The sequence below is a fragment of the Herbiconiux sp. UC225_62 genome (genome assembly GCF_042694625.1).
Classification (GTDB): domain Bacteria; phylum Actinomycetota; class Actinomycetes; order Actinomycetales; family Microbacteriaceae; genus Herbiconiux.
Genome location: NZ_CP170551.1, coordinates 1,332,623 through 1,358,442, shown reverse-complemented (window position 1 = coordinate 1,358,442; position 25,820 = coordinate 1,332,623). Strand labels below are relative to the sequence as shown.

At 70.4% G+C, this 25,820-nt stretch carries 23 protein-coding genes and 2 pseudogenes; 15 read left to right on the top strand and 10 right to left on the bottom strand.

All coding sequences use genetic code 11. The features are described 5' to 3' along the window. Window positions 1-53: 53 nt before the first annotated feature. Window positions 54-1,559, bottom strand: coding sequence for an iron uptake transporter deferrochelatase/peroxidase subunit (gene efeB / locus ACFJGU_RS06495; RefSeq protein ID WP_382308706.1), 1,506 nt, complete (start codon window positions 1,557-1,559; stop codon window positions 54-56). Further along, complete coding sequence (locus ACFJGU_RS06490) at window positions 1,556-2,785, bottom strand: imelysin family protein (RefSeq protein ID WP_382308704.1); 1,230 nt, start codon at window positions 2,783-2,785, stop codon at window positions 1,556-1,558. The genes efeB and ACFJGU_RS06490 overlap by 4 nt, the downstream gene beginning before the upstream one ends. Window positions 2,786-3,044: 259 nt before the next feature. On the opposite strand from ACFJGU_RS06490, the pseudogene ACFJGU_RS06485 reads away from it, so the two are divergent. From ACFJGU_RS06485 to ACFJGU_RS06460, 6 genes and pseudogenes are all read left to right on the top strand, one after another. Further along, window positions 3,045-3,811, top strand: a pseudogene (locus tag ACFJGU_RS06485) (NUDIX domain-containing protein). Further along, window positions 3,808-5,103, top strand: coding sequence for a quinolinate synthase NadA (nadA, locus tag ACFJGU_RS06480; RefSeq protein ID WP_382308702.1), 1,296 nt, complete (start codon window positions 3,808-3,810; stop codon window positions 5,101-5,103). The pseudogene ACFJGU_RS06485 and the gene nadA overlap by 4 nt, the downstream one beginning before the upstream one ends. Continuing rightward, complete coding sequence (gene nadB, locus ACFJGU_RS06475) at window positions 5,100-6,872, top strand: L-aspartate oxidase (RefSeq protein ID WP_382308700.1); 1,773 nt, start codon at window positions 5,100-5,102, stop codon at window positions 6,870-6,872. The genes nadA and nadB overlap by 4 nt, the downstream gene beginning before the upstream one ends. Beyond that, window positions 6,872-7,729, top strand: coding sequence for a carboxylating nicotinate-nucleotide diphosphorylase (gene nadC, locus ACFJGU_RS06470; protein ID WP_382308699.1), 858 nt, complete (start codon window positions 6,872-6,874; stop codon window positions 7,727-7,729). Before nadB ends, nadC begins: the two co-directional genes overlap by 1 nt. Window positions 7,730-7,850: 121 nt before the next feature. Further along, window positions 7,851-8,993: a cysteine desulfurase family protein gene (locus tag ACFJGU_RS06465; protein ID WP_382308697.1), complete on the top strand. Its 1,143-nt coding sequence runs from the start codon at window positions 7,851-7,853 to the stop codon at window positions 8,991-8,993. Between the two features lie 168 nt (window positions 8,994-9,161). Then, complete coding sequence (locus tag ACFJGU_RS06460; protein ID WP_382308695.1) at window positions 9,162-9,521, top strand: hypothetical protein; 360 nt, start codon at window positions 9,162-9,164, stop codon at window positions 9,519-9,521. Between the two features lie 159 nt (window positions 9,522-9,680). Here ACFJGU_RS06460 and ACFJGU_RS06455 read toward each other — a convergent pair whose 3' ends face one another. Continuing rightward, window positions 9,681-10,502 carry a metal-dependent transcriptional regulator gene (locus tag ACFJGU_RS06455; protein ID WP_382308694.1) on the bottom strand — a complete coding sequence of 274 codons (822 nt, stop codon included), beginning with the start codon at window positions 10,500-10,502 and terminating at the stop codon, window positions 9,681-9,683. 12 nt (window positions 10,503-10,514) lie between these two features. Continuing rightward, the gene (locus tag ACFJGU_RS06450; protein WP_382308693.1) at window positions 10,515-10,928 is read right to left on the bottom strand and encodes a PPOX class F420-dependent oxidoreductase; all 414 of its coding nucleotides are present in this window, start codon (window positions 10,926-10,928) and stop codon (window positions 10,515-10,517) included. Window positions 10,929-10,986: 58 nt separating this feature from the next. On the opposite strand from ACFJGU_RS06450, the gene ACFJGU_RS06445 reads away from it, so the two are divergent. Together ACFJGU_RS06445 and ACFJGU_RS06440 are read left to right on the top strand one after the other, a co-directional pair. Then, the gene (locus ACFJGU_RS06445) at window positions 10,987-12,417 is read left to right on the top strand and encodes an Nramp family divalent metal transporter (protein ID WP_382308691.1); all 1,431 of its coding nucleotides are present in this window, start codon (window positions 10,987-10,989) and stop codon (window positions 12,415-12,417) included. A gap of 418 nt (window positions 12,418-12,835) precedes the next feature. Continuing rightward, a complete protein-coding gene (locus ACFJGU_RS06440; protein ID WP_382308689.1) occupies window positions 12,836-13,894 on the top strand; it encodes a magnesium and cobalt transport protein CorA in 1,059 nt (352 codons plus the stop codon). On the opposite strand, the gene ACFJGU_RS06435 is transcribed toward ACFJGU_RS06440, so the two are convergent. Beyond that, window positions 13,872-15,002 carry a hypothetical protein gene (locus tag ACFJGU_RS06435; protein ID WP_382308687.1) on the bottom strand — a complete coding sequence of 377 codons (1,131 nt, stop codon included), beginning with the start codon at window positions 15,000-15,002 and terminating at the stop codon, window positions 13,872-13,874. The genes ACFJGU_RS06440 and ACFJGU_RS06435 overlap by 23 nt on opposite strands. A gap of 91 nt (window positions 15,003-15,093) precedes the next feature. On the opposite strand from ACFJGU_RS06435, the gene ACFJGU_RS06430 reads away from it, so the two are divergent. Continuing rightward, the gene (locus ACFJGU_RS06430; protein WP_382308685.1) at window positions 15,094-15,702 is read left to right on the top strand and encodes a TetR/AcrR family transcriptional regulator; all 609 of its coding nucleotides are present in this window, start codon (window positions 15,094-15,096) and stop codon (window positions 15,700-15,702) included. A gap of 19 nt (window positions 15,703-15,721) precedes the next feature. Here ACFJGU_RS06430 and ACFJGU_RS06425 read toward each other — a convergent pair whose 3' ends face one another. Further along, entirely contained in the window at window positions 15,722-15,889 is a 168-nt protein-coding gene (locus tag ACFJGU_RS06425; RefSeq protein WP_382310297.1) for a hypothetical protein, read from the bottom strand. A 334-nt stretch (window positions 15,890-16,223) separates the two neighbouring features. Then, a pseudogene (locus ACFJGU_RS06420) lies at window positions 16,224-16,994 on the bottom strand (cell wall-binding repeat-containing protein); the annotation flags it as partial. A gap of 141 nt (window positions 16,995-17,135) precedes the next feature. On the opposite strand from ACFJGU_RS06420, the gene ACFJGU_RS06415 reads away from it, so the two are divergent. After that, window positions 17,136-17,783, top strand: coding sequence for a TrmH family RNA methyltransferase (locus ACFJGU_RS06415; protein WP_382308683.1), 648 nt, complete (start codon window positions 17,136-17,138; stop codon window positions 17,781-17,783). Window positions 17,784-17,845: 62 nt separating this feature from the next. Continuing rightward, on the top strand, window positions 17,846-18,319 hold the full coding sequence (locus ACFJGU_RS06410; RefSeq protein WP_382308682.1) for a hypothetical protein: 474 nt from the start codon (window positions 17,846-17,848) through the stop codon (window positions 18,317-18,319). A gap of 3 nt (window positions 18,320-18,322) precedes the next feature. Here ACFJGU_RS06410 and ACFJGU_RS06405 read toward each other — a convergent pair whose 3' ends face one another. The 3 genes from ACFJGU_RS06405 to ACFJGU_RS06395 form a co-directional block, all read right to left on the bottom strand. Further along, window positions 18,323-19,249 (bottom strand): EamA family transporter, encoded by a 927-nt coding sequence (locus ACFJGU_RS06405; RefSeq protein WP_382308680.1) that lies wholly within the window; start codon window positions 19,247-19,249, stop codon window positions 18,323-18,325. A gap of 101 nt (window positions 19,250-19,350) precedes the next feature. Further along, window positions 19,351-19,614, bottom strand: coding sequence for a hypothetical protein (locus ACFJGU_RS06400; RefSeq protein ID WP_382308678.1), 264 nt, complete (start codon window positions 19,612-19,614; stop codon window positions 19,351-19,353). 62 nt (window positions 19,615-19,676) lie between these two features. Further along, window positions 19,677-20,492, bottom strand: a complete 816-nt coding sequence (locus ACFJGU_RS06395) for a FadR/GntR family transcriptional regulator (RefSeq protein ID WP_382308677.1) — start codon at window positions 20,490-20,492, stop codon at window positions 19,677-19,679. Window positions 20,493-20,636: 144 nt separating this feature from the next. On the opposite strand from ACFJGU_RS06395, the gene ACFJGU_RS06390 reads away from it, so the two are divergent. Genes ACFJGU_RS06390 through ACFJGU_RS06375 form a run of 4 tightly spaced genes read left to right on the top strand, consistent with a single transcriptional unit; the run spans window position 20,637 to window position 25,818 of the window. Further along, on the top strand, window positions 20,637-21,722 hold the full coding sequence (locus tag ACFJGU_RS06390; RefSeq protein ID WP_382308675.1) for a sugar ABC transporter substrate-binding protein: 1,086 nt from the start codon (window positions 20,637-20,639) through the stop codon (window positions 21,720-21,722). Window positions 21,723-21,725: 3 nt separating this feature from the next. Next, window positions 21,726-23,273 (top strand): sugar ABC transporter ATP-binding protein, encoded by a 1,548-nt coding sequence (locus ACFJGU_RS06385; RefSeq protein WP_382308673.1) that lies wholly within the window; start codon window positions 21,726-21,728, stop codon window positions 23,271-23,273. Next, the gene (locus tag ACFJGU_RS06380) at window positions 23,270-24,301 is read left to right on the top strand and encodes an ABC transporter permease (RefSeq protein ID WP_382308671.1); all 1,032 of its coding nucleotides are present in this window, start codon (window positions 23,270-23,272) and stop codon (window positions 24,299-24,301) included. Before ACFJGU_RS06385 ends, ACFJGU_RS06380 begins: the two co-directional genes overlap by 4 nt. Before the next feature lie 2 nt (window positions 24,302-24,303). Continuing rightward, on the top strand, window positions 24,304-25,818 hold the full coding sequence (locus ACFJGU_RS06375) for an amidase (protein WP_382308669.1): 1,515 nt from the start codon (window positions 24,304-24,306) through the stop codon (window positions 25,816-25,818). The last annotated feature ends 2 nt before the right edge of the window (window positions 25,819-25,820 follow it).

Sequence of the window (25,820 nt, the reverse complement as noted above, 5' to 3'; positions counted from 1 at the left end):
TCTCTTTTCCTCAGGGTGGGTTCGATGACGATGGAGTTCGAGTGGGCGGGGGCTCAGGCCAGCAGGCCGCTGCCGAGCCAGTCGTCGGCGCCCTGCACGCCCGGGAGCGCGAAGAAGTAGCCGCCGCCGAAGGGCGAGATGTAGTCGGAGAGTGCTTCGTCGGCCAGACGTCTCTGCACCGTCACGAACTGGCGCTCGAGGTCCTGGTTGAAGGTGGTGAACACGAGTCCCATGTCGAGGTTGCCGTTCACGTCGAGACCGGAGTTGTAGTTGTAGCCGCGGCGGAACATCCGGGAGTCGGCCGACTCCGGCGTGCGCGGATTGGCCAAGCGGATGTGGGCGCCCATCTGGATGGAGTCGGCCGCCGGATCGGAGGAGAAGTCGGGCTCGTCGAACTCGTCTTTGCCGGTGAGGGGGGCGCCGACGTCGCGGCTGCGGCCGATCATGCCCTCCTGCTCGCGCAGGTTCACGCGGTCCCAGAACTCGACGAGCATGCGGATGCGCCGCACCACGTGATAGGTGCCCCCCGCCGTCCACGCAGGCTCGCTGCCGTCGGTCGCGGCCCACACCAGAGCGGCCATCTCGTCGGCGTCGCCCGGGTCGGGGTTCGCGGTGCCGTCTTTGAACCCCATCAGGTTGCGCGGGGTGCCGGAAGGGCGGGGCGGCGAGATGAAGCCCTCGGTGCGCCAGCGCAGTTGCATCGCGCCGCGGGTGGCGCGGGCGAGGTCGCGCAGCGCGTGGGCGACCGTGTCCGCGTTGTTCGCGCAGAGCTGGATCAGGAGGTCGCCGTCGCATTGGCTGCGGTCGAGGGCGTCGTTGGCGAAGTCCTCCATGACGCGCAGGGATCGGGGCTTGCGGGTGGCCAGGCCGAACCGGTCAGGGCCGGTGCCCTCGTCTCCTCCGAACAGCGAGGCGCCGAGCGACACTGTGATCGTGAGGCCGTCGGCCTCGATCACGGCGCCCAGCACGCCCGAGTCGGTGGGCGGTGCGGTGATGCCGACGGTTGCGGGTGCGCCGCCGGCGGTGAGGAAGCGGGCGCGCTCGGTGAGGGTGCGGAACAGGGCCTCGAGCTCCGAGCGGTCGGCCGCCGTGACGTCGAAGGCCGCGAACTCGGCGGCACGTTGCGGGGGCGTGAGGATGCCCTGCTGCGTGGGGCCCTCGAAGGGGAAGGACGACGACGGCGCCCCCGCGGTGGCGGCGCCCGTCGGCGGCACCGCCGAGGCGGGGGCTGCGGGGGCTGCGGAAGTCAGGGCGATGGCGCCGGCGGCGGCGACTCCTGCGCCGACGCCGGCCCCGAGCAGCCCGGTCAGAAACCCTCGTCGCCCCACTCCACCGTCACGCACCCCCGGCGTGCCCGGCGCGGCGCCGGCGGCCGCCATCGCCGGCTCGGCGTCGTTTCGGGAGGAGCTGCGTGCAACGAAGCCCTCCGGGAGCGGTCGTTCGCTTCTCCTCCTCCCGAAACGACCGGACGCGGTGTCGACTGCCGCCGCGTCGGCCTGTTCCGGGCGTGACCGCTCGACTTCCGGAAGACCGTCGGCGGGGGAGTCGGGGTGGGTCATCGGGCACTGGCTCTCGGGTCGCAGATGGCGGCAATGGGGGCGAGCAGCTCGACGGTCCGGTCGAGAGACGCGTCGAGGGCGGCCCGGGCGGGCCGGTCCAGGCTCGCGAGCGGCGTCCAACTGCCGTCGGGGTGCTGGTACGACGCGACCTGGGCGGCCGCGCTGTCCAGCGCCGCCTTCGTGTCAGCGAGCGCGGGGTAGCGGCTCGCCAGGACGCCTTCCAGAGGGGCGAGCGCCTGGATCGTGCCCGCGATGTTGGCGCCGATGGTGGCGAGGTTCGTCTGCGAGCCCGCATCCGTCGACCCGGTCAGCTCGAATTGGATCGCGTTCTCGAGGATCTCGTGCGCCCGCAACCCCACATCGACCGCATTGACCCGGCTGTCGGCGAACGCGGCGCCGAGCGCGTCGACGTCGCGCACCAGCTGCGCGGTCACGGGCGCGACGGATGTCGCGGGCGCACCGCTCCAGAGCAGCGCCTCCACCTTGTGGAAGCCCGTGAGTGAAGAGTCGTCGAGGGCCGACGTGCCCGGAACGGGTGTGCCGTTGATGGCCCCGTCCGCATCGCCGAACGCGCCGTAGGCCGCCCCGAGCGATTCGTATTCGAGATGCGCCGTGAGCCAGGCGCTGCGCGCGGCGGCCAGATCTCCGGATGCGACGGCCGTGTCGAGCGCGCGTGCGTCGGTGGCGAGAACCGGCAGCCGGCTCGAGATCCAGGCGGCGTACTGCTTCGCCGCGGGGAGTAGGTCGGCGCGGGTGACGAGCTGGATCGCGGGGGTCGCGTCGGCCGGCGTGCCGAATCCCGCGATGGTGACGTCGGGACCCTGCACCGGGTCGTTCTCGGCCGGGATGCAGACGAAGCGGTACGTGCCGTCGCCGAGCACGACCGGGAGCAAGCGTGTGGCGTCGATCGCCAGCGCCTCGACCTCGCCGTAGACGGCGCCGCTGCCGGCATCCGTGAGGTAGACGTCTTCGCTGCCGTTGGTGGAGTTCGCCACGGAGAACGTGGTCGGTCCGCCGTGCGGCGCGCTCCAGCCGGAGCCGCAGTCGTCGAAGCCCGTGCTCACCGTGACCAGGGGCGTGCCGTCGTCGGAGGCCACGCGCGAGCCGACACTCCCGCCGGCGCCGTTCTCGCCGACCGCGACCGTCGCGGCAACCGCCACGAGCACGACGAGCAGACCCAGGTACGGCCAGCGCCGGGGGCGCCGGTCGTGGTGGGGGAGCGACATCGAGAACCTCTCGGAAACCGGGGCGGAAGGGAACGGATGCCGCGACGACGGGGCGATCGCCAAGGTACGTCGTCGCCGAGGTAGTTAGTTGCTGTTTGCTAATTAATTCGTCGAGCGATCTCGAAGAGTTCACCGGGCGTTCAATGAGCTCCCGCCGCCCTTGGGAAACCATGAGCCCTCCCCACTGGTTTGGGTCATTTCGACCTTAAGGGTTATAGTCGAAACAACCTTTAGGGCGAATCGACCAGGAAGACCGCTCATGACCGACCTCACGCACCGCGACGCGATGATCTCGCTCGCCGTCTCGACGGTCATCTTCGCCCTCCGCCCGACCGACCCACCGAGTTGCCGTCGCTCTGGTTGCCGCTGGTGCGGCGCATCCGCCCGCCCTACGAAGGGCAGTGGGCTCTGCCCGGCGGACCCCTCCGAGCCGACGAAGACCTCGAGTCCTCCGCCGCCCGCACCCTGGCGGCCACGACCGCGCTCTCGCCGAGCTACCTCGAGCAGCTCTACGCCTTCGGCACCCTCGACCGCTCGCCCGTAGAAGCGCGCCTCGCCGCCGAGCGCGGCCAGAACGAGCGGGTGGTCTCGATCGTCTACTGGGCCCTGGTGAACTCCGACGAGGTGACCCAGTCGGCCGGCAACAGCGCGAGCGAGAACGTGGCCTGGTTCTCGGTCGACGACCTGCCCGATCTCGCCTTCGACCACGACGTCATCATCGAGTACGCGCTGTGGCGCCTCCGCAACAAGGTGGAGTACAGCCGCATCGCCCACGCCTTCCTCGGCGACACCTTCACCCTGGCCGAACTGCGCGAGGTGCACGAGGCGGTGCTCGGGCGTTCCCTCGACCCGGCCAACTTCCGGCGTCAGCTCGAGTCCTCGAACACCATCGTGCCCACCGGCAAGCGCGTCACCGGTACCAGCTACCGCCCCCCGAAGCTCTATCGCTACAACCAGGCGATCGACCCGCTCGACCGCGGGCCGCTCTCGCGTGGCAACACCCCCTCCAGAAAGCCGAACTCATGAACACCTCCGCGACGATGTCGGTCGACACCGAGATCCAGCTGATCGTGGCCGGCGACCCCGCCGTCACCGCCTCGACCTGCACCCCTGAGCTGGCGGAAGGGCCGTGGGTCTTCGACCTGCAACCGGCTCCGTCGTACGGGCCCGGGGCATCCATGGCCGACCCGATCCCCGCCGAGGCTCCGCGCCAGGGCCAGCTGCCCGAGGAGTACAAGACGGCGTCGAAGGCCGAACTGGATGCGCGCATCCGGGCCGCCAAAGAGACGCTCGGTGACCGCGTGGTGGTGCTCGGGCACTTCTACCAGCGCGACGAGGTGGTGCAGTACGCCGACTTCGTGGGCGACTCCTTCCAGCTCGCGAACGCGGCGCTCACCGTGCCGCAAGCCGAGGCGATCGTGTTCTGCGGCGTGCACTTCATGGCCGAGACGGCCGACATCCTGGCCCGGCCGGAGCAGGCCGTCATCCTTCCGAACCTCGCGGCCGGCTGCTCGATGGCCGACATGGCCGACATCGACTCGGTCGAGGAGGCCTGGGCGCAGCTCGGGGAGATCTACGGAACCGAGCCGGATGCCGACGGCCGCCTGCCGATCATCCCGGTCACCTACATGAACTCCTCCGCCGACCTCAAGGGCTTCTGCGGCCGCAACGGCGGCATCGTGTGCACCTCGTCGAACGCCGCCACCGTGCTCGAGTGGGCCTTCGAGCGCGGGCAGCGCGTGCTCTTCTTCCCTGACCAGCACCTCGGCCGCAACACCGCCAAGGCGATGGGGGTGCCGCTCGAGCGGATGCCGATGTGGAACCCGCGCAAGCCGCTCGGCGGCTCGTCGGTCGCCGAGCTCGAAGACGCGCAGGTCATCCTGTGGCACGGCTTCTGCTCGGTGCACAAGCGCTTCTCGGTGGCCCAGATCGACAAGGCACGGGCCGAACACCCTGACGTGAAGGTGATCGTGCACCCCGAGTGCCCGATGCCGGTCGTCGACGCGGCCGACGCCGCCGGATCGACGGACTTCATCGTGAAGGCGATCCAGGCCGCGCCGGCCGGCTCGACCTTCGCGATCGGCACCGAGATCAACCTCGTGCAGCGACTCGCGAACGAGTACCCGCAGCACACCATCTTCTGTCTCGACGACGTCATCTGCCCCTGCTCGACGATGTACCGCATCCACCCCGGCTACCTGGCCTGGGTGCTCGAGGAGTTCGTGGCCGGGCGCGTCGTGAACCAGATCACGGTGGGCGACGACGTGGCGGTCCCCGCCCGCGTGGCCCTCGAGCGGATGCTCGCGGCCCGGCCATGAGCACGCGGGGCGCGGATGCGCCGGAGGGGCGGATGCGCGTCGTGATCGTGGGCAGCGGGGTCGCCGGGCTCGTCACCGCGCTGGCGCTCGGGGATCGGCATGACGTGACGATCGTGACCAAGTCGACCATCGACGAGAGCAACACCCGTTATGCCCAGGGTGGCATCGCGGCGGCGGTGATGCCGGGCGACAGCGTCGCCTCGCACGTCGCCGACACGCTCGTGGCCGGTGCCGGGCTCAGCGACCCCGCAGCGGTGCAGGTGCTCTGCGCGGAGGGGCCCGAGCGCATCCGTGACCTCATCCGCTGGGGCGTCGATTTCGACCGGCAGCACGACGATCCCGCGGCCGACTTCGACGCCGGGCTGGAGGGCGCGCACTCGTTCCACCGCATCCTGCACGCCGGTGGCGACGCCACGGGCTACGAGGTCGAGTGGGCGCTCGTCCGCGCGGTGCGGGCCTCCGCCGCCCGGGTGCTGGAGCAGACCTTCGTGGCCGACCTTGTGGTGACCGACGGATGCGTCACCGGGCTCACCGTGCTGCACGACGGTGTCGCGGAGACCCTTTCCGCCGACGCGGTGGTGCTGGCCAGTGGCGGCATCGGGCAGCTCTACCCGCACACCACCAATCCCTCGGTGACGACGGGTGACGGAGCCGCCGCCGCCCTGCGCGCCGGCGCGGTGCTCGCCGATGTCGAGTTCGTGCAGTTCCACCCGACGGCGCTCGCCGTGGCCGGATCGTTCCTGGTGTCGGAGGCCGTGCGCGGCGACGGAGCCGTGCTGCGGAACGCCGCGGGGGAGCGGTTCATGGTGGGGGAGCATCCGCTGGCCGAACTCGCGCCCCGCGACATCGTGGCCCGGGCGATCGCGTCGGAGATGGCGCGAACCGGTGCGCCCGTGGTGCTGGATGCGACCGCGATCGGGGCCGCGGAGCTCGAGCGGCGCTTCCCCACGATCTCGGCTGCGGCTCGGGAGCACGGCTTCGACTGGGCTCACGAACCGGTGCCGGTGGCGCCGGCCGCGCACTACTGGATGGGCGGGGTCGCGACCGATCTCGACGGCCGCACCTCGCTGCCCGGGCTCTTCGCGGTCGGCGAGGTGTCCTGTACCGGCGTGCACGGCGCGAACCGCCTGGCGTCGAACTCGCTGCTGGAGTCGCTCGTGTTCGCGCACCGCGCCGCGGCAGCGATCCGTGCGGATGCGGCCTCGCCGTCGGCCGCGCCGCGCCCCTGGTCGGGCCTGCCCGACACCGTCCCGCTCGAACAGGGCGCCGAGTCTCCAGAATTCGTCGGAATGCCGACCGACGTCACGGCGCGTCTTGGCGAATCGACGGTGACGCTCGACGCGACCCACGAACCGACGCGGGCCGAGCTGCACGCGTTGATGTGGCGGAACGCGGGTGTGCACCGCGACGCGGCGGGGCTCCGGGAGGCACGGGACGTGCTGGCCGGGTGGGACCTGCCGGCGTCGGCCGAGGCATCCGTCGAACGCCGCGAGACCGCGAACCTCCTGCAGCTGGCCCGCGTGCTCGTCGCGGCGGCGCTCGCCCGCGAGGAGTCCCGGGGCGCGCACTACCGCGCCGACTTCCCCGCTGCGGAGCCCGCCTTCGCGCACCACATCACGGTGCAGGCGCCCTCGCGCTTCGTGTCCGCCGCGCCTTCCGCGGTTTCCGCACCGGACGCAGCATCCGTCGTCGCTCCGTCCCGCGGCCGCGCCCTCGCCACGGAGCCCAGCGCACCCGCACCCGCCCCGAGAGAACAGGTCACCGTCTAGTGCTCACCGCCCAGATCATCGACGACGTCGTCACGCGCGCGCTCGCGGAGGACGCGCCCTGGGGTGACATCACCTCCGAGCTGCTGATCCCCGGAGACGCCGTGGTGGAGGCACGGCTCGTGGCACGCGAGCCCGGCGTCTTCAGCGGAGCGGCGGTGTTCGAGGCCACGATGACGGCGGCCGATCCGCGCATCGTCACCGCTGTCACCGCTCCGGTGGGCAAGCCCTTCCCGGCCGGTGCGGTACTCGCCACGGTCTCCGGGCCGGCCCGCGGCGTGCTGCGCGGCGAGCGTGTCGCCCTCAACCTGGTGCAGCGGATGAGCGGCATCGCCACCCTCACCGCCGAGTACGTGGGCCTGGTCGCGCACACGAAGGCCCGCATCGTCGACACCCGCAAGACCACGCCCGGCCTCCGCGCCCTCGAGCGCGAGGCCGTGCGCGACGGCGGCGGACACAACCACCGCTACTCCCTCTCCGACGCCGTGATGGCCAAGGACAACCACCTCGCCGTGCTCGCGGCACACCACGGCGGCGACGTCACGGCGGCCCTGCTCTCGGTGCGGGAGCGGATGTCGCACACCACGCACCTCGAAGTGGAGGTCGACCGGCTCGACCAAATCGACGCGGTGCTCGCGGCGGGCGTCGACACGATCATGCTCGACAACTTCAGCCTCGCCGACCTCCGCACCGGCGTCGCCCACATCGCGGGCCGCGCGCTCGTGGAGGCCAGCGGCGGCGTGAACCTCGAAACGGTGGCCGCGATCGCCGAGACCGGCGTCGACATCATCTCGGTTGGCGCCCTCACCCACAGCGTCCGCGCGCTCGACCTCGGCCTCGACGTGGGCTTCGTGCCGTGATCCCCGCCCTCGCGCTCGTCGCCTCCACTCATCCGCGTGGTTTGGTGGGAATGGCCCCTGCGGGTCGTGCGAAAGTGCGCGGTTCAGTGGCGGGCGCGCGGCGCATCCGTGGGTCCCGACCGTGATCTACCTCGACGCCGCCGCCACCACGCCCGTCAAGCGGGAGGTTCTCGAGGCGATGTGGCCCTACCTCACCGGCGACTTCGGCAACCCGTCGAGCCACCACGGCGTCGGCGAATCCGCGTCGCGGGCGCTCGCCGCTGCTCGCCGCACCCTGGCCGAGTGGCTCGGCTGTCGTCCCGCCGAGGTCGTCTTCACCTCGGGCGGGACCGAGGCCGACAACCTCGCCGTCAAGGGCATCGCCCTCGGCAACCCGCGGGGGCGACACGTCGTGCTCAGTGCGATCGAGCATCCGGCGGTCGTCGAATCCGTCGACTTCCTGCGGCGCGTGCACGGCTTCGAGGTGAGCGTCGTTCCGGTCGACCCGGACGGCCTCGTCGATCCCGATGCCTTCGCCGCGGCCCTGCGCCCCGACACCACGCTCGCCACGGCGATGTACGCGAACAACGAGATCGGCACCGTGCAGCCGGTGGCGCGACTCGCCGAGTTCGCCCACGCCTCCGGAGTGCCGTTCCACACCGACGCGGTGCAGGCGGCGGGCTGGCTCGACACCCGGCTCGACGCTCTCGGCGTCGACGCCCTCAGCCTCTCGGGTCACAAGCTCGGAGCACCCAAGGGCATCGGCGTGCTGGCGGTGCGCCAGCGGCTGCCGCTCGAACCGGTGGTGCACGGCGGCGGCCAGGAACGCGGACACCGCTCGGGCACCGAGAACGTGGCGTTCGCCGTGGGACTGGCGGCGGCGGCGCGGCTCGCCTCTCCGGCGGAGGTCGCATCGGCGGCGGCCCGCACGACCGCGCTGCGTGACGAGTTCATCGCGGGAGTGCTCGCCACCGTGCCCGGTGCGCAGCTGACGGGGCATCCGTCGTCGCGGTTGCCGTCGGTGGCCTCATTCTGTTTTCCGGGCACGAGCGGGGAAGCGGTGCTGCTGCAGCTCGAGGAGCGCGGTGTGATCGTCTCGAGCGGATCGGCCTGCGCGGCGGGCAGCGACGACCCCTCGCCGGTGCTGCTCGCGCTCGGCCTCTCGCCGCAAGTGGCCCAGACCGCGGTGCGCTTCACGCTGACGCCCGACACGACAGCCGACGAGCTGCACGCGGCGGCGGATGCCCTCCGCGCGTCGGTCGCGGAGGTCGCGTCGCTCGGCTGACGGTTCGCGCCTCCCAACGCTCACCCGCACGTTTCTGCGGTATCCGGGCGTGCGGTAGTGCCAAAACGCGCGGGTCGGCGCGCTCGCATCGTTGCCACCGGGGGAAGCGTGGATGAACGGGCGGTGACCGCGCGCGACGGATGGCGCGGGGCGGCCTAGCATCGGATCATGTCCGACCCGAGCACGCAGATCGACGTGCTCGCTGCCCGGCGAGCCCTCGACGCGGTGACGCACTCGGTCGTGGCGCGCGCCTCTTTCGTCGCCGCCTACGACGGGCCCGGCGAGGCGGTCGGTGTGCTGCGGCAGTTCCTTGCCCGAGTCGACGATCCCACTGCGCGAGAGGCCGATCGCATTCGGATGGAGCACCTGGCGCGCACCGCCTTTGCCCGCGCGGACTCAGCCAAGGAGGCGAAGCGCGCCGACGAAGCGCTCGCCGTGTATCAGGCCGAAGACCGCGCTCGCACCGCCCAGCTCGCCGGACTCGCCAAAGCCCTGGCGGCGGTCACCCGCACCGACCCCTCCCGCTGACCCTCCGGCCACCCTGCGCGCGGCCAACTCCAAACGAGGTGGCATCGCGCCCGCCTCGGAGGATCGGCGAGCTCCGCCGGTAGTTGCTCGACGTCGGCGACGAGGACTCCCACCCTGTCCGGGCGGCGCCTGCGCACCGGCTCACCGTGCCCACTGAGCTCAGGCGGTGAGCCAGACCGCGTCCGGCGCGTCGACCTCGACCACGGGGGCGGGCGTCCCGGCGTCGAGCAGCTCGAGGCGCCGCACTGCGCCCGCCGGGCCCGCGCCGCCAGTATCCGCAACACCCGCGCCCGTCGTGCTCGCGTCGCCCGCGCCGCGCCCGGTCGGACCCGCCGCGCCGTTCGCGCCGTCCGCACCGGCACCATCGCCCGCGCCGCCGACCCGCACCCGCGTCCCCGGGAACACGCCGCCCTCGGCGAGCCGGCGCAGCAGCGACGGGTCGCGGTCGTTGATGCGCACGATGCGCCCCTCGTGTCCGGCCGGCGCATCCGCCAGCAGCACCGCCTCGAACACCGGTACCACCCCGGTGGCCGACGGGATCGGGTCACCGTGGGGATCCTGCCGAGGCCGCCCCAGCCGCTCGTCGATCGCATCCAGCAGACGCTCGCTGATCGAGTGCTCGAGCACCTCGGCCTCGTCGTGCACCTCGTCCCACTCGTAGCCCATCTCGCGCACGAGCCAGGTCTCGATCAGCCGGTGACGTCGTACCACGCCCATCGCGCGCATCCGCCCCTCCGCGGTGAGCGTGAGCGGACCGTACGGCACATGCGTGATGAGACCGCCCGCCGCGAGTTTCTTCACCATCTCGGTCACCGACGACGGCGCCACGCCCAGCCGCCCGGCCAGCACCGACGGACTGATCGGATCGGGCTGCCACTCGGTGTGCGCGTAGATGGTCTTGAGGTAGTTCTCGGCCGCGACATCCTGCCCGGCCACGAAACGCGAGGTCGGTCCGCGGGAATCGGATGCGGAGGTCGTCATGATCGCTCCAGCCTAGGACGTGGGGGTGCGCCACTCCTCGCGCGGGAGCAGCATCCCGCCCGATCCCATCGCCCGCGTCACTTCGATCGCGATCACCACCCTCAACGGGTTCTCCCGCGGCTGCCGATAGCGCACGGCGTAACGCGCCACCGCGTCCGCGACCGAGGACGGGTCGTCGAGGATGCGCGCGGTTCCGCTCAACGTCAGCCAGCGCGCCCCGTCGAGCTGGCTGACACTCGCGCGCGCGTCGCGCAGCACGTTGCGCACCTTCTGGCTCGGACCGTTCGTGATGATGCGCACGGTCGTGCCGTCGAAGGTGAAGCCCACGGGCACGACATGCGGAGAGCCGTCGGCGAGCAGGGTCGACAGGGTCGCGAGATGCCGGTCGTGCACGAACTCCGCGCCCTCGGCGCTCAGAAATCCCACCCTCGGATTATCGCAGCCGACGGATGCGGACGGTGACCGCCTGTGCTAATTTTTAGGCATGCCTAAAATTGCGACGGAGCAAGGGGCCGCCCGAACGGCTCCGGGGGCGAAGCCGTTCGATCTCCCCGGCGCCCGTCCGCGCTGGTGGCACAGCATCGCGATGTTCGGGCCGGCCTTCGTCGCCTCCATCGCCTACGTCGACCCGGGCAACGTCGCCGCCAACCTCACCTCCGGGGCGCAGTACGGCTACCTGCTGGTGTGGGTGCTCGTGCTGGCGAACGCGATGGCGGTGCTCATCCAGTTCCAGTCGGCCAAGCTCGGCATCGTCACCGGCAAGACGCTGCCGGAGCACGTCGGTGCCCGCACGCGCCCGTGGGGCCGTCGCGCCTATTGGCTACAGGCCGAGATCGTGGCCGCCGCCACCGACATCGCGGAGGTGCTGGGTGGCGCCATCGCCCTCAACCTGCTCTTCGGGGTGCCGCTCGTGATGGGCGGACTGATCGTCGGCCTCGTCTCCATGGGACTGCTGCTGGTGCAGAACGCGCGGCGGCAGCGCACCTTCGAGTTCATGATCATCGGGCTCCTCGCCGTGATCGCCTTCGGCTTCCTCGCCGGGGTGTTCGTATCGAACGTCGACTGGTTCGCGGCGGCCGACGGACTCGTGCCCCGCTTCGAGGGGGCGCCGACCGTGCTGCTGGCCGCGAGCATGCTCGGAGCCACCGTCATGCCGCACGCGATCTACCTGCACTCGGCCCTGGCTCGCGACCGCCACCACGTGGAGTTCGCCGCCCTGGCCGAGAAGAGCGACTTCACGGGCGAGTCAGTGCGCGCCGCGCGAGCGGATGCGACGCTGCCCGCCCGCGAAACCCCGCACCTCCCCGAGTCGCCGGCCCCCGCACCCACCCACGGCGCGTCCCAGGAACGCCTCCGCCGTCTGCTCCGCGTCACCCGCGCCGACGTCGCCATCGCCCTCGTGCTCGCGGGCGCCGTGAACGTGGCGATGCTGCTCCTCGCCGCCTCAAGCCTCCGTGGCGTCGACGGCACCGACACGATCCCTGGCGCCTACGCCGCCATCCAGGGAGCGCTGGGCCCGGCGATCGCGACGATCTTCGCGGTCGGCCTCCTCGCATCCGGTCTCGCGTCGACCTCGGTGGGGGCGTACGCGGGTTCGGTGATCATGAAGGGGCTGCTGCGCATCCGCATCCCCATCGTGGTGCGCCGCGTCGTCACGCTGATCCCCGCCCTGATCGTGCTGGGCGTCGGCATCGACCCGACCTGGGCGCTGGTGCTCAGTCAGGTGTTGCTGAGCATCGGCATCCCGTTCGCCCTGATCCCGCTCATCCGCCTCACCGGCAACCGGACCCTGATGGGCGAGTTCGCCGATCGGATGCCGGTGCGCATCCTCGCCTGGACCGTCGTGACCCTCATCGTCTGCCTCAACGTCGTGCTGATCTTCCTCACCGTGACGGGCGCCGGCGTCGCCGCCTGATCTTCCGCATCCGGCCCGTCGGCCGGCCCTGACTGCGGCCGAGGCGCGATTTCGGGAGGAGGTGAGCGCAGGCGACCCCGTATACGGCCCTGGTTCGCTTCTCCTCCTCCCGAAACGCGGTGCGGGCGCGGGGCGCGTCTACCGGTAGGCGCGGAGGAACGCGGCGGCGCCGTCCCGCGCGCCGCGCTCGATGACGGTGGGCCGGCGTGCTGCTGCTCTGGGTGGCCGTCGTGGTGGGCTGGGCGTGGCTCGCCCTCACCTCGGTCGCCGCCTACCGCGCCGTACCCCACCCGGTCCTCGCGCAGCGCTGACCCCGAGGCCGCACCTCACGACCCCTCGTCAGCGTTCCGTGAGGATCGCACCCCACCCGGCGCGATCGACACCGAACGTTCACCCTCCGGACGTATGGTCTGCATCCATGCCCCTCATCGACAACGCGGTCTACGTGACCGGACACCGCACCGACGACCCGAAGAGCCTCGACGAGACCTACGAGCTGATGGATCGGCTGCACGGCATGGCCTGGATCGGTCTCTACCGGCCCGACGCCGACGAGATCCATTCCATCGAGACCGAGTTCGGTCTCCACCACCTCGCCGTCGAAGACGCCCTCACCGGCCACCAGCGCGCGAAGCTCGAGCGCTACGGCGACACCCTGTTCGTGGTGCTGCGGCCTGCCCGGTACCTCGACGCGGCCGAGGAGGTGGAGTTCGGCGAGGTGCACGTGTTCATCGGCCCCGGGTTCGTGGTCACGGTGCGGCACGCCGAGTCGCCGAACCTCGGCGCGGTGCGGCACCGCCTCGAAGCGAATCCTGTCCTGCTCGCGCTCGGGCCCGAGGCGGTGCTCTACGCGATCGTCGACGAGGTGGTCGACGAGTACGGGCCGGTGGTGGCCGGCCTCCAGAACGACATCGACGAGATCGAGAAGCAGCTCTTCGGCGGCGATCCGGATGTCTCGCGCCGCATCTACGACCTGCTCGGCGAGGTGATGGACTTCCAGCGCGCGGTGCATCCGCTCACCGTCATGCTCGAGGCCTTGCTGCGCGGCGCGGAGAAGTACCACGTCGACCTCGAGGTGCAACGCGGGCTTCGCGACGTGCTCGATCACGTGCTCGCGATCGTCGGGAACGCGGATGCCTTCCGCGCGACTCTGCAGAACGCCCTCACCGTGCACTCCACCCTCACCACGCAACGGCAGAACGACGAGATGCGCCGCATCTCCGAAGCCAACCTGACCCTCGCCGAAGACACCCGCAAGCTCTCGGAGGCGAGCATCCAGCAGGGCGACGAGGTGAAGAAGATCTCCGCCTGGGCCGCGATCCTCTTCGCCCCGAGCCTCATCGCCGCCATCTACGGCATGAACTTCGACCACATGCCGGAACTGCACTGGGTCTGGGGCTACCCGGCGGCGCTCGCCGCCATGGTGGTGATGGCCCTCGTGCTCTACAAAGTCTTCAAACGGAACCGCTGGCTGTGACGCGCTCCGGCTCGGTCGGAGCGGATGCCTCCTCGAACGCGGCGGGGGAGGCCAGCAGCGCGCGGTCGCGGAAGTGGCCGATCGCGCTCAGCACGACGCCGAGGGCGATCCAACCCGTGAGCACCGACCACGGGAAGAGCGTCGGGGCGGCCGGGAAGTAGGCGAGATCGCGCATCAGGGTGGCGCCGGCGCCCGGCGGGAACCACTGCCCGATGGCGCCCCAGGGCTCGGGCAGGAACTGCCACGGCTGCGCCGACCCCGAGATCGGATTGCCCACGAGCAGTGACAGGATGGCGCCGACCGCGATGCCGCGCGGGCCGATGAGCGAGGTCATGCCCACGATGAAGACGGTGATCGCGAGCACGGCGGCGGCCACCGCGATCACGTTGAGCACGGCGTTGCCTTGCAGCACTCCGAACCAAGCCTGGGTCACGGCCACCACGATCACTCCGGAGGCGAGACCGTAGACCACGGATGCCGCGAGGCGTCGCCAGACTCCGGCGATCAGCAGGGTCACCACGACGCCGCCGATCATCCCTCCCACCACGAGGGGGAAGGAGAGGGTGCTGAGGCCCGTTCCGCGCGGGTCGCCGGCGGCGAGGGGCACCAGGTCGGTGACCTCGACGGTCGGCACGGCCGCGGGTGGAACGCCTTGCGCCGTGAGCTGCTCGGTGAGGGCGGACTGGATGCGGTCGGCGACGCCGGTGAAGATCTGGCTGACCACGAGACCGTCGGCCGAGGCGGTGAGTACTTCGGGCGCGGCGGGCGGTGTGGAGGCGACGTCGGATGCGACGACGATCGCCCCGTACGCGTCGCGCGACTCGATGGCGGCGACGGCGTCGTCCCGCGAGTCGACGCGGGTCACGACGAAGGTGGCGGCATCCGAATCCCCGGAAGCTCCACCGGAGGGGTTCTCGGCCGACGCGTCGCTCAACTGCGCCGCGACCGCGTCCGCCGCCGGCCCGCTTCCCGCGACCACGACCGGGATGCCGTGCACGGAGGAGGTGACCGACGGCCATGAGAACGCCAGCACGAACACCCCCACGATCAGCGAGGCGCCGATGCCGATGAGGGCGGCCCGGCTCCATCGGGTGTGTGGCTTGCGCATGGCGACTCCTATAAAAAACGAATGATCGTTCTTTATAATCAGATGCGACAATGCTCTTGTCAAGAACGAATATTCGTTTTCTAGGTGGGACATGCCGAAAGTCACAGAGGACTACCGCGCCGAACGCCGGCGGGAGATCGCCGCGGCGGCGCTGCGCTGCTTCTCGCGCAAGGGCTTCGAGGGGACGTCGATGGCGGACATCATCGCCGAGTCGGGACTCTCGGCGGGCGCGATCTACCTGCACTACAAGAACAAGCAGGACCTCGTCGGGCAGGTCGTGGTCGACGTGCTGCGGAATCGCAGCGCCGACCTGGCGGACATCGCGGCCCTCGATCCGCTCCCACACCCGGCCGAGGTCGTGCGCATTTTCGTCACGGCCGTGACCCGGGAGCTCGGGGGTGAGGGCATCCTCGTGCAGGTCTGGGCGATCGCGGCGCGCGAACCGGCCCTCGCCGATCTGGTCACCGGACTGGTCGACGAGTTGAGTGGGCTCTTCACCACGTACTTCACGGCCTGGTTCCGGCAACAGGGCCTCGACGCAGCGGCGGCCGAGGAGCGGGCCCGCCGGCTGGTGCCCGTGATCATCGGCATCAGTCAGGGTTACGTGCTCCAGGCGGCGATCCTCCCGCGCTTCGATGCGCCCGCCTACCTCGACGCCCTCGCCGCGATCGACTTCACCGCCGGCGCGCCCGTGCTCTGAAAGGGAACCGCTCTCCCCGCTACGCTCCGCAGGGGCGAAGGGCTTCGACGTTCGGCGACAAGGTGGCCGTACCGCCCAGGATCGCGATGTCGTTCGGAGCGAGTCGTCCGATCTCGCGATGGACATTGCTTGCCAGACAATCGGCCGGCGTGACGTAGAGGGGTGCGCCCTGAATGCCCGCCAGCACTCCGCCCGTCAGGGCATCGGGGGAAGGTGACGCCGCTCGCGATGGCGAACGAGTGCGGATGCGGGAAGGTGCCGCGGTTGATGTTCTGGGCGACTTCGAAACGATCGGCGCCACCGTAGCGAGTCACGATGAAGGACTTCGAGAGCATCGCCTCGACGCCGGGCGAGATCGAGGCAGGACCTCCGGCGATGAAGATGTGCTTGGCGCCCATATCATTCAGCAGAATGATCTCCTCGTCGGTGAGCACCGGTTCGGTTCCATCGATGAGCAACACCGGCGCCTTGTTGGCCGCCGCAGCGGGTGATGCGGACAGTGCGTCGGGGAAGGTCGCCCCGGTCGCGAGATACACCGACCCGGACGCGACGAGCGCGTCTCTGAAGTAGTCGATGAGAGCCCGGGACACCTCGTACCTGTTGGCGCCGCCGATGCGGATTACGTTTCGGGCGACTGTCTCCAACTGAGTCTCAGCAGCCCGGGAGACGCTGCTGGCACCGCCGACGATGACGACCGTCGTCGCTCGGAGGCGGCGGACCTCGTCGGCGGCGCCCGGCGGGAGTCCATCACGAGGAGTCAGGATCAGGGGTGACTGGGTGATGGCCGCGATCGCCGTCGCGCTGAGGGCATCGGCGAACGTCTCTCCGCTGGCCACGAAGACCGTGGCTGCCGTCGTGAACATCGCCGACACTTTGAGCGCTTGCTGGTAGCGATCTGCCCCGGCGAGACGAATGACCGCCGGGGCCGGCCGGACCGTGACAGGACAGTATCTGCCGTTGGTAGCGTCCGAAGAGCCGCGCGTTCGCGTCACCACGAGGTTGAAAGCGGTGTTCCCAGCGGTAGTCGGGGCGCCAATGAGATGATCGCGATCGATCGAGATCCCGGGCGGAAGCGGTTCAAAGGCGGTGAGGACATCTCCCGGCGACACGAGCGGAGAATTGTCCACCGGAAACCCCACCGCCGCCACGTCGCTCGGGCATTTCGGCGGAGGAACCGTCAGGTCGCCGTCATCCGCTCTCGCTGCGAGCGAGGGGGCGAGGATCGCCGAGGCCAGGATGATCGCGCCGAGACCAAGAGAAGCGCCGCGACGAGCGGGCAAGGCGAAGCGCATCATTCGACTCCTCCATCAGTGACCTGAACAAGTCCGTCTAGCGTCTCCCGACATCCCACGCTGGCGTGATGAGTAATTGCTGCCCAATCAGCGCCGAGGCACCGCAGTCGATTCGCCGTCCGCGCGGGCTAGCCTGAGGGAGTGAATGAAGAGCCGTCCGCAGCCAACCCGAGTGCGGAGTTGAGCGCGGGGGGCGTCGGTCCGTGGATCGGCGCGCTGCCGGACGAGCCGCACTACGACCCGGACCTGCTCGCGCGCGGCGACACCCGCAACGTGATCGACCGGTACCGCTACTGGCGGATGGATGCGATCGTGGCCGATCTCGACCAGCACCGGCATCCGTTCCACGTGGCCATCGAGAACTGGCAGCACGACCTCAACATCGGCTCCATCGTGCGCAGCGCCAACGCCTTCGCGGCCGACACGGTGCACATCATCGGCCGCAAGCGCTGGAACAAGCGCGGCGCCATGGTGACCGATCGCTACCAGCACGTGTCGAACCATCCGGATGTCGCGTCGTTCGTCGCGTGGGCGCGGGCGGAGGGACTGCCGATCATCGCGATCGACAACGTTCCCGGCAGCGTCATCATCGAGACCTTCGCGTTCCCGGCGCAGTGCGTGCTGCTCTTCGGTCAGGAGGGGCCGGGCCTCTCCCGCGAGGCCTTGGCGGCGGCGGATGCGGTGGTCGAGATCTCGCAGTTCGGCTCCACCCGCTCGATCAACGCGTCCGCGGCCGCCGCCGTCGCCATGCACGCCTGGATCACCCAGCACGTCACCTTCCAGCCGTGAGATCGCTGCAGAGTTTCTCCCGTGATCTACACCTGTTCACGCGGAATCCGTATCCTGTGACCATGCGAACGACGATGACGACGACGGGCAGGATCGGGGCCGTTCTGGCCGCGATCGCGGTGATCGCAGCGTTTTCAGGATGCACCGGCTCCCCGGGAACGCCACCGACGGCGACCTCGGCGTCCGGACAGACGGCCACCGCCACCCCGGTTCCGACCGAGGCCGCGGGACCGTGGACGCAGCAGTTCGTCTCGGCGGGTGACGAGAAGGTGCGGTGGGGCGACGACGTCGCGCCGCACATCATCCTCACCACCTGGGGCAGCGGCAGCTGCCCGAGCGCTCCCGCCACCCTCGAGGTCGTCGACCCGGCGACGCTCGCGGTCACGCTCGCGCCCCCACCGCCGGGGGCGTGCACCTCCGACCTGCGCCCCACCGCCTTCGCCGCCGAACGCCCCGAGGCCCTCGACACCTCGAAGACCATCACCGTCCTCCTCGACGGCCAGCCCTACGGAACCCTCCCGCCCCTCACCGCCTGAGCGTCAGCCCGCAGCCGCGGTGGGGGACTCCTCCGGTTCGAGGTCGGCCGGGATGCGCGCCCGCGGCCGCCAGACGAGCGTCGCCACCAGCACGCCGGCCACCACGACCGCGCCGCCCAGGAGATCGCCCGCGGTCGGCACCTCGCCGAGGATCAGCCACGCACTGAGGAACCCGGCCACCGGCACCAGCATCGAGAACGGCGCCACCCGGCTCGACGGGTTGCGCTTCATGAGGGTCACCCAGATGCCCGACCCCACGATCGTGCCGAGCACCACCGTGTAGAGCAACCCGATCACCGCCGGCAGCGCCTCGGGCGTGAACGTGGTGGCGACCGACGTCCAGACCCGCTCGGGTCCCTCGAAGACGAGCGACAGCGCGATCATCGGGATCGGGGGCACCACCGACATCCACAGCGTCAGGCCCAGCGGGCTGACCGGGTTCGCCTGCCGACTGCACACGTTGCCGAACGCCCAGCCGAGCGCCCCGCAGAGGGTGAGGATGACGGGTAGCAGCGCCGACACCCCGGCCCGCTCCGCCGCGATGATGCCGAGTCCCGCGACGGCGATCAGGATGCCCCCACCCTGCACGAGGGTCAGACGCTCCCGCAGCCAGACGGCGGCGATCACCACGGTGAACGGCGCGGACGCCTGCAGCACGAGCGAAGCGAGCCCCGGCGGCATCCCGGTCGCCATCCCCGCGTAGAGGAACGCGAACTGCAGGATGCCGAACCCCAGTCCGTAGCCGAGCAGCCACCGCACCTTGACCCCGGGCCACTTCACGAACAGGACGGTCGGGATGGCCAGCACGAGGAACCGCAGCCCCACCAGGAAGAACGGCGGGTAGTGCTCGAGCGAGAAGTGGATGGCGACGAAGTTCACGCCCCAGAGCAGCGCGACGAGTCCGGCCAGAAGTCGATCGCGGAGGGGCATGCCCTCAGCCTCGCGCGCCCACCCTCACCCCACAAGCAACGCTTCCTTCACCCAGGATGTGGCGCGGCTTCACTGCCGCTCGGCGGCGACCGGTGGGGCCACTACCGCCCGTGCTTGGCCAGGATGGTGTCGAGGTCGATGCGCTTCAGCGTGCCGGCCCAGTCGAAGTCGCGTGCCGCCGTGATCGCGGAGTCCTCGGCGAGCACCTTGCCGTTGCGCTCGATGGTCACGCCGGCCGGAGCCGCCTCGTTGAGGATGCGCAGGATCTCGTCGTTCACGGCCTCCGCGTCGAAGTCGGCGCCGTAGCGGGCGTAGACGTCCGCGTTGACGGTGTAGTTCAGAACGGTGATTTCAGTGTGGGTCACCCCTCCATCTTCGCGGAGTCGGGCGGAAACCACGAGGGGCAGCACCCGGGGAAGTGCTCCGCTCAGGATGCCCCCGACCCCGCGATCGGGCGACGCGCCGCCGAGTGCCGCACCTCCGGCAACGACGACACCACGACTTCGGAGGCGCTGACGTCGGCCAGGGCGGTCCGCCGCACGTCGTCGAGGTAGCTGACGTGCTGCTGGAACGCCTTCTGTGCGCCCTCCGGATCCCCCGCCGCGATGGCGAGGTAGATCGCCTCGTGCTGGTTCGTGACCGTCTCCCGATCCAGCTGATCGACGAACACGGTGTTGGTGGCGGGCCGCATCAGGTGCACCGACATCATGGCGAGTTCGAGGATCTGGTTCTTCGCCGCCTTCGTGATGGCGGTGTGGAACTCGAGGTCGAGGTCGAGCCAGTCGGCGATGTCCATCTCGAAATCCCGCGAGGCCTCGACGGGCCGCGAGATCGCCGCCAGGTCCTCCTCCGAGCGCCGTCGCGCCGCCAGATCGACGCAGTGCATCTCGAGCACCCATCGCGCCTCGTCGACGTCGTGGAGTGAGACGTTGCCCGCCCGGAACCAGAGCCGGATCGAGTCGCTCAGCTGCTCGGCCACCGCCTCCGTGTCGGGCACGGCCACGAAGGTTCCGCCGTTGCTGCCGCGGGAGGAGTGCACGAGTCCGGTGGCGGAGAGCAGTTTCAGGGCCTCCCGCGCGGTGGCTCGCGAGACGTCGAAACTGTCGGCCAGCTCCTGTTCGCTCGGCAGGCGCTCGCCGGGTGACCACAGGCCGCTGCTGATCGCCCGGCGCAACTGCCGCGCGATCTGGCCGGAGGCATCCTTGCGCTCCAGCTGCTCAGGCACGAACGGTCGCTCGGTCACACCACTCCTCCTGATCTCGAAACAAAACATTTACACAGCGGGCACACGATGGCAATATTTCCAATGTTGGATGTCCAATGTTAGACATTCGGAAATCACTTCCTCGTCCTGCCCATGAACCCGATCACAGCATAGGAGATCACAGTGAACATCAAACGTCTCGGACTCGCGATCGGAGTGGTGGCGGTGCTGTCGACGATGACGGCCTGCAGCGCTCCGTCATCTGCCCCTTCCTCGGAAGCGCCCGTGCAGACCGCCACGGCGTCGAGCGAGGCCATGACCGCCACGCTCGACTACATCGACGCGGGTCTCCCCGACCTCGGCGGCCAGAAGATCGCGTACCTCGCCGAGTGCGCCACGGAGAACACCTTCTGCCAGACCCGCTGGCAGGGCGCTCAGGATGCCGCGGCGAAGGTCGGCGCCGAGATCACGCTCTTCAACGCGGGCTTCGACACCAACGCCCAGCTGCAGCAGGTGCAGGACGCCATCCAGCGCGGGTTCGACGGCTACGTCTTCTCGCCCGTCGCCGACTCGCCCGGCTGCGCCGACTTCGACCTGCTGAAGGCCACCGGCAAACCCGTCGTCAACATCAACAGCCCGATGTGCGGCAACCCCGACTACACGGAGGACACGGCGGGCTTCGTGGCGATGCAGACCGAGTCGTACTTCCTCGAGCACCTCGAGAACGCGTTCGCCTCCTGCGACGAACCCTGCAAGGCCGTGGCCGTGGGCGGCTTCGTGGGCAGCGACCTCTTCACCCGCTGGGAGAACGCCATCCAGCAGGCCTCGGCCGAGTACCCGAACGTGACCGTCGTCTCCGACCAGCCCGGAAGCTTCGACCCTGCCACCGCCCTCACGGTGGTGCAGGATGCGCTGAGCAGCAACCCCGACGTCGATCTGGTGGTCTCCTCGTGGGACGACATGACGCGCGGTGTCGAGCAGGCGATCGTGGCGGCGGGCAAGACCCCCGGCACCGACGTGCGCATCTACAGCGTCGGCGGCACGAAGGACGGCGTGGCGAAGGTGGCCGAGGGCACCTGGACCGAGACGACCGTGCTGCTGCCCTACGAGGAGTCGTACTACGGCGTCGTGCAGCTCGCGAAGGCGATCGACACCGGTGAGTCCACCCCCGGGTTCACCTACCTCGCCGAGTCGCCCGTGGTCACCGACGGCCCCGGCGACATCTTCATCACCGCCGACAACGCCTCCGAGTTCACGCCGGAGTACTAGGCCGTGACCGACATCCACGAAGCCCCCGCCCTGGTGGTGCGCGAGCTCAGCAAGTCCTACCCGGGGGTGCGCGCCGTGAACGGCGTGTCCCTCCGGGTGGATGCCGGACGCGTGCACGGACTGGTGGGCGAGAACGGCGCCGGCAAGTCGACCCTGATGAAGATGATCGCGGGCGCGGTGCCGCAGGACTCCGGCTCGATCGAGGTCTGGGGCGAACCGGTCGCCGGCGGCGACCCGAAGCGCGCCTCGGCCGCCGGTGTCGCCACCATCTACCAGGAGCTCACGATCGTGCCCGACCTGTCCGCACTCTCGAACGTGCTGCTCGGGCGGCTGCCGCGGCGGTTCGGCTTCATCGACCGCCGTCGCGCGCTCGTGCAGTATCGCGCGGCGGCGGAGACCGTCGGCGTGAGCACCCCTCCCGGTGCCCGCGCCGGCGGGCTCTCCACGGCCTCGCAGCAGCTGCTCGAGATCATGCGCGCCCTGGTCAGCGGACGGCGTCTCGTGCAGATGGACGAGCCGACCGCGTCGCTCGGACCCGAGGACATCGAACGCCTGCACACCGTGATCCGCGGTCTGCGGTCGAACGGATGCGCCGTGGTCTACGTCTCGCACGACCTGGACGCGGTGCTCGAGATCTGCGACACGGTCACCGTGCTGCGCGAGGGCACCGTGGTGGAGACGCGGGAGGCCTCGGCCTGGACGAAGGCCTCGCTCATCCGCGCGATGCTCGGCGGCGTCGTTCTCGACGAGGTGGCTCCGGTGCGAGCCGGGCGTGTGTTCGGTGACCCGGTGCTGGGGCTCCGCGGCGTCCGCGCGCCGGGGGTCGCGCTCGACGCACTCGAACTCCGCGCCGGTGAGATCGTGGGGCTGGCCGGCCTCGTCGGATCGGGGCGCACCCGGCTGCTCCGCGCCATCGCGGGCGCCGATCCGGTCGACGCCGGCGAGATGGCGGTCGAGGGTCGAGGCGTGCGCTGGCCGGGATCACCCACGGCGGCGACCCGCCTCGGCATCGCCCTCGCGCCCGAGGACCGCAAGGCCCAGGGACTCGTGCTGCATCAGCCGGCCGCCTGGAACGTCGCGCTCGGTCGTTTCGGCGCCGCCGCTCGCGGCCGGGCGGTGCGGATCGGACGGCTCGCGGCCTGGGCCCGGCCCGGCGCATCCGCCGTGGGCTTCTCGAGCGATCGCCTGCGCGGTGCCGCGGGCGAGCTGTCGGGCGGCAACCAGCAGAAGCTGGTGCTGGCCCGCTGGCTCAGCCGCCCGGTGAAATGCCTGCTCCTGGACGAACCCACCCGCGGCATCGACATCGGCGCGAAAGCCCAGATCTTCGAGACCACCCGGCGCATCGCCGCCGAGGGGCGTGCCGTGATCTGGTCGAGCAGCGACCTCGAGGAGGTGGTGACGCACAGCGACCGCATCCTCGTGGTGGCCGGCGGCCGGGTCGTCGCCGAGCTGCCGGCCGGCGCTTCGGTGCACGATGTCCTCGAGCACTCTTTCGCGGCCACCCGGCGATCCCGGGCGACCACCCCCGAATCGAACGGAGTCGCCGCATGACCACCGCATCCCTGACACCCGGGCGGAATCGCGGGCTGACCTTCGTCCGTGACTACGGCATCGTGGTCGCGCTCGCCGTGCTGGTGGTGGTGATCGCCGTCGCGCAACCCGGGTTCGTGGCGCCGGGGAACCTGATGAACATCCTCAGCCAGTGGGCACCGGTGGGCATCATGGGCATCGGCATGACCTACGTGGTGATCACCGGCGGTTTCGACCTCTCGGTGGGCGCCATCTACTCGCTCTGCGCGGTGGTGGCCGCCGCGCTCGGCCGCACCGAAGCGCCGATCGTGGCGTTCGCCGTCGCGGTCGTCGTCGGTTTCGTGGTGGGCTGCGTGAACGGATTCGTGGTCACCGGACTCCGGGTCAACCCCTTCATCGCCACCCTCGGCATGTCGCTCGTGATCTCCGGGGTGACCCTCGTGCTCACGGGCAACGTGGCGTTCGTGGTCGACTTCGAGCCGTTCACCGTGCTCGGCAGCGGCCGGTTCCTCGGTATCCCGTTCTCGGGCATGCTGCTCATCGCCCTGATGGTGGTGGCGGGTCTCGTGCTGGCCTACACGCCCTACGGGCAGAGCATCTACGCGGTCGGCGGCAACGCGGAGGCCAGTCGGCTCGCGGGCATCCGGATCGCGCTGGTCACCGCCTCGAGCTACGCGTTGTCCGGGCTCTGCGCCGGCATCGCGGGGATCGTCACGGCCTCGCAGCTGAGTTCGGCCCAGCCGAACCTCAACTCGAACCTCGTGTTCGACGTGCTGACCGTCGTGATCGTCGGCGGCACGTCGCTCGCCGGCGGGCGCGGCGCGATCTGGCGCACCGCCGTGGGTGTGGCCATCCTGGCCACCCTGCAGAACGGCTTCAACCTTCTCGACATCGACGCCTACTACCAGAACATCATCAAGGGACTCATCATCATCGCGGCTCTCGCCACCGTCGACTGGCGCCGCGTCGCCAGTCGATTCGGCCGCAGAACCGCCTCGGCTCGCACCACCCCGTCCGTCACCACACCGACCACCTCACCCAAGGAGTGACCATGTCGCACATCGACATCGAAGAAATCACCATCGCCGACGTGCACGACGGCTACGCCGCCGGCCGCTTCACCGTGCGCGACATCGTGCAGGCCTACCTCGATCGCATCGAGGCGATCGACCGGTCGGGCGCCGCCCTCAACTCGATCATCACGGTCTCGCCGACCGCGCTCGACGAAGCGGATGCCCTCGACGCCGCGTTCGCCGCCGGCCGCCCGACCGGGCCGCTGCATGGCATCCCGGTCGTGGTGAAGGACCAGGTGGAGACCGCCGGCATCGTCACCACCTTCGGCAGCGGCGCCAGCGGCGACTACCTGCCCGAGAGGGATGCGACGGCCATCACACGCCTGAAGGACGCGGGCGCGATCATCCTCGCCAAGACCACCATGCCCGACTTCGCCACCTCGTGGTTCTCGACCTCCTCACGCAGCGGGATCACGAAGAACCCCTACGACCTCAGCCGCGACCCGGGCGGCTCGTCGAGCGGAACCGCAGCGGCCGTCGCTGCCAACCTCTCGCTCGTGGGCATCGGGGAGGACACGGGCGGCTCCATCCGCCTGCCCGCCTCCTTCTGCAACCTCGTGGGCCTGCGCGTGACGCCGGGCCTGATCAGCCGGTCCGGGATGTCGTCGCTCGTGGTGCCGCAGGACACCTCGGGTCCGATGACGCGCACGGTTCGAGATGCCGCGCGCGTGCTCGACGTGATCGCCGGGTTCGACGCGAACGACCCGTACACGGCCACGGCGGCTGTGGCGGAGCACGGAGCCGGGCCCGGCGCGGGAGCGCGCTCCGGCAGCTACGCCGACGCGGTCGAGGGCGCCACGCTCGAGGGCGTGCGGATCGGTGTGCTCCGGCAGGCCTTCGCGGGCTCCGACGACCCGGACGGCGCCGCCGTCGACGTGGTGATCGAGTCGGCTCTGGAGTCGTTCACGGCGGCCGGGGCGGTGCTCGTGGACATCGAGATCCCCGATCTCGACCACTACGTGGCCTTCACTTCGGTGTACTTCTCGCGCTCGCTCGCCGACATGAACGCCTTCATCGCCGCGCGTCCCGGGCTGCCGATCGAGTCGATCCAGAAGCTCTACGCCGACAAGGCCTATCACGAGAAGCTCGACCTCTTCGAAGGCATCGCGACCGGTCCGGCCGATCCGAAAGACGACCCGGACTACCTCGACCGCGTGGTCGCGCAGGGCGTGTTCCAGCGCTCGGTGGTCGGCATCATGGCGGCCGAGCAGCTCGACGTGATCGTCTTCCCCGACGTGAAGCTCCCGGCGCCGACGCACGACGATGTCTTCTCCGACCGCTGGACCTGCCTCACCTACCCCACCAACACGGTCATCGCCTCCCAGCTGTACCTGCCCGCCATCACGGTTCCGGCCGGCTTCACGCCGAACGGACTGCCGGTGGGCATCGAGCTGATGGCGTTGCCCTACGGCGAGGCGGGCCTGCTCCGCACCGCCGCGGGTGTCGAGGCCGCCACCGCGGCGCGCCGTGCACCGACCTTCGATCAGGGCTGAGC

What these genes read in the sequence shown, in the direction of transcription:
- ACFJGU_RS06490 (WP_382308704.1), bottom strand. Translation starts at nt 2,785, where the DNA reads ATGTCGCTCCCCCACCACGACCGGCGCCCCCGGCGCTGGCCGTACCTG.
- ACFJGU_RS06375 (WP_382308669.1), top strand. Translation starts at nt 24,304, where the DNA reads ATGTCGCACATCGACATCGAAGAAATCACCATCGCCGACGTGCACGAC.
- ACFJGU_RS06455 (WP_382308694.1), bottom strand. Translation starts at nt 10,502, where the DNA reads ATGACGACCTCCGCATCCGATTCCCGCGGACCGACCTCGCGTTTCGTG.
- efeB (WP_382308706.1), bottom strand. Translation starts at nt 1,559, where the DNA reads ATGACCCACCCCGACTCCCCCGCCGACGGTCTTCCGGAAGTCGAGCGG.
- nadB (WP_382308700.1), top strand. Translation starts at nt 5,100, where the DNA reads ATGAGCACGCGGGGCGCGGATGCGCCGGAGGGGCGGATGCGCGTCGTG.
- ACFJGU_RS06435 (WP_382308687.1), bottom strand. Translation starts at nt 15,002, where the DNA reads ATGCGCAAGCCACACACCCGATGGAGCCGGGCCGCCCTCATCGGCATC.
- ACFJGU_RS06380 (WP_382308671.1), top strand. Translation starts at nt 23,270, where the DNA reads ATGACCACCGCATCCCTGACACCCGGGCGGAATCGCGGGCTGACCTTC.
- ACFJGU_RS06405 (WP_382308680.1), bottom strand. Translation starts at nt 19,249, where the DNA reads ATGCCCCTCCGCGATCGACTTCTGGCCGGACTCGTCGCGCTGCTCTGG.
- ACFJGU_RS06460 (WP_382308695.1), top strand. Translation starts at nt 9,162, where the DNA reads ATGTCCGACCCGAGCACGCAGATCGACGTGCTCGCTGCCCGGCGAGCC.
- ACFJGU_RS06440 (WP_382308689.1), top strand. Translation starts at nt 12,836, where the DNA reads ATGCCCCTCATCGACAACGCGGTCTACGTGACCGGACACCGCACCGAC.
- nadA (WP_382308702.1), top strand. Translation starts at nt 3,808, where the DNA reads ATGAACACCTCCGCGACGATGTCGGTCGACACCGAGATCCAGCTGATC.
- ACFJGU_RS06430 (WP_382308685.1), top strand. Translation starts at nt 15,094, where the DNA reads ATGCCGAAAGTCACAGAGGACTACCGCGCCGAACGCCGGCGGGAGATC.
- ACFJGU_RS06410 (WP_382308682.1), top strand. Translation starts at nt 17,846, where the DNA reads ATGCGAACGACGATGACGACGACGGGCAGGATCGGGGCCGTTCTGGCC.
- ACFJGU_RS06445 (WP_382308691.1), top strand. Translation starts at nt 10,987, where the DNA reads ATGCCTAAAATTGCGACGGAGCAAGGGGCCGCCCGAACGGCTCCGGGG.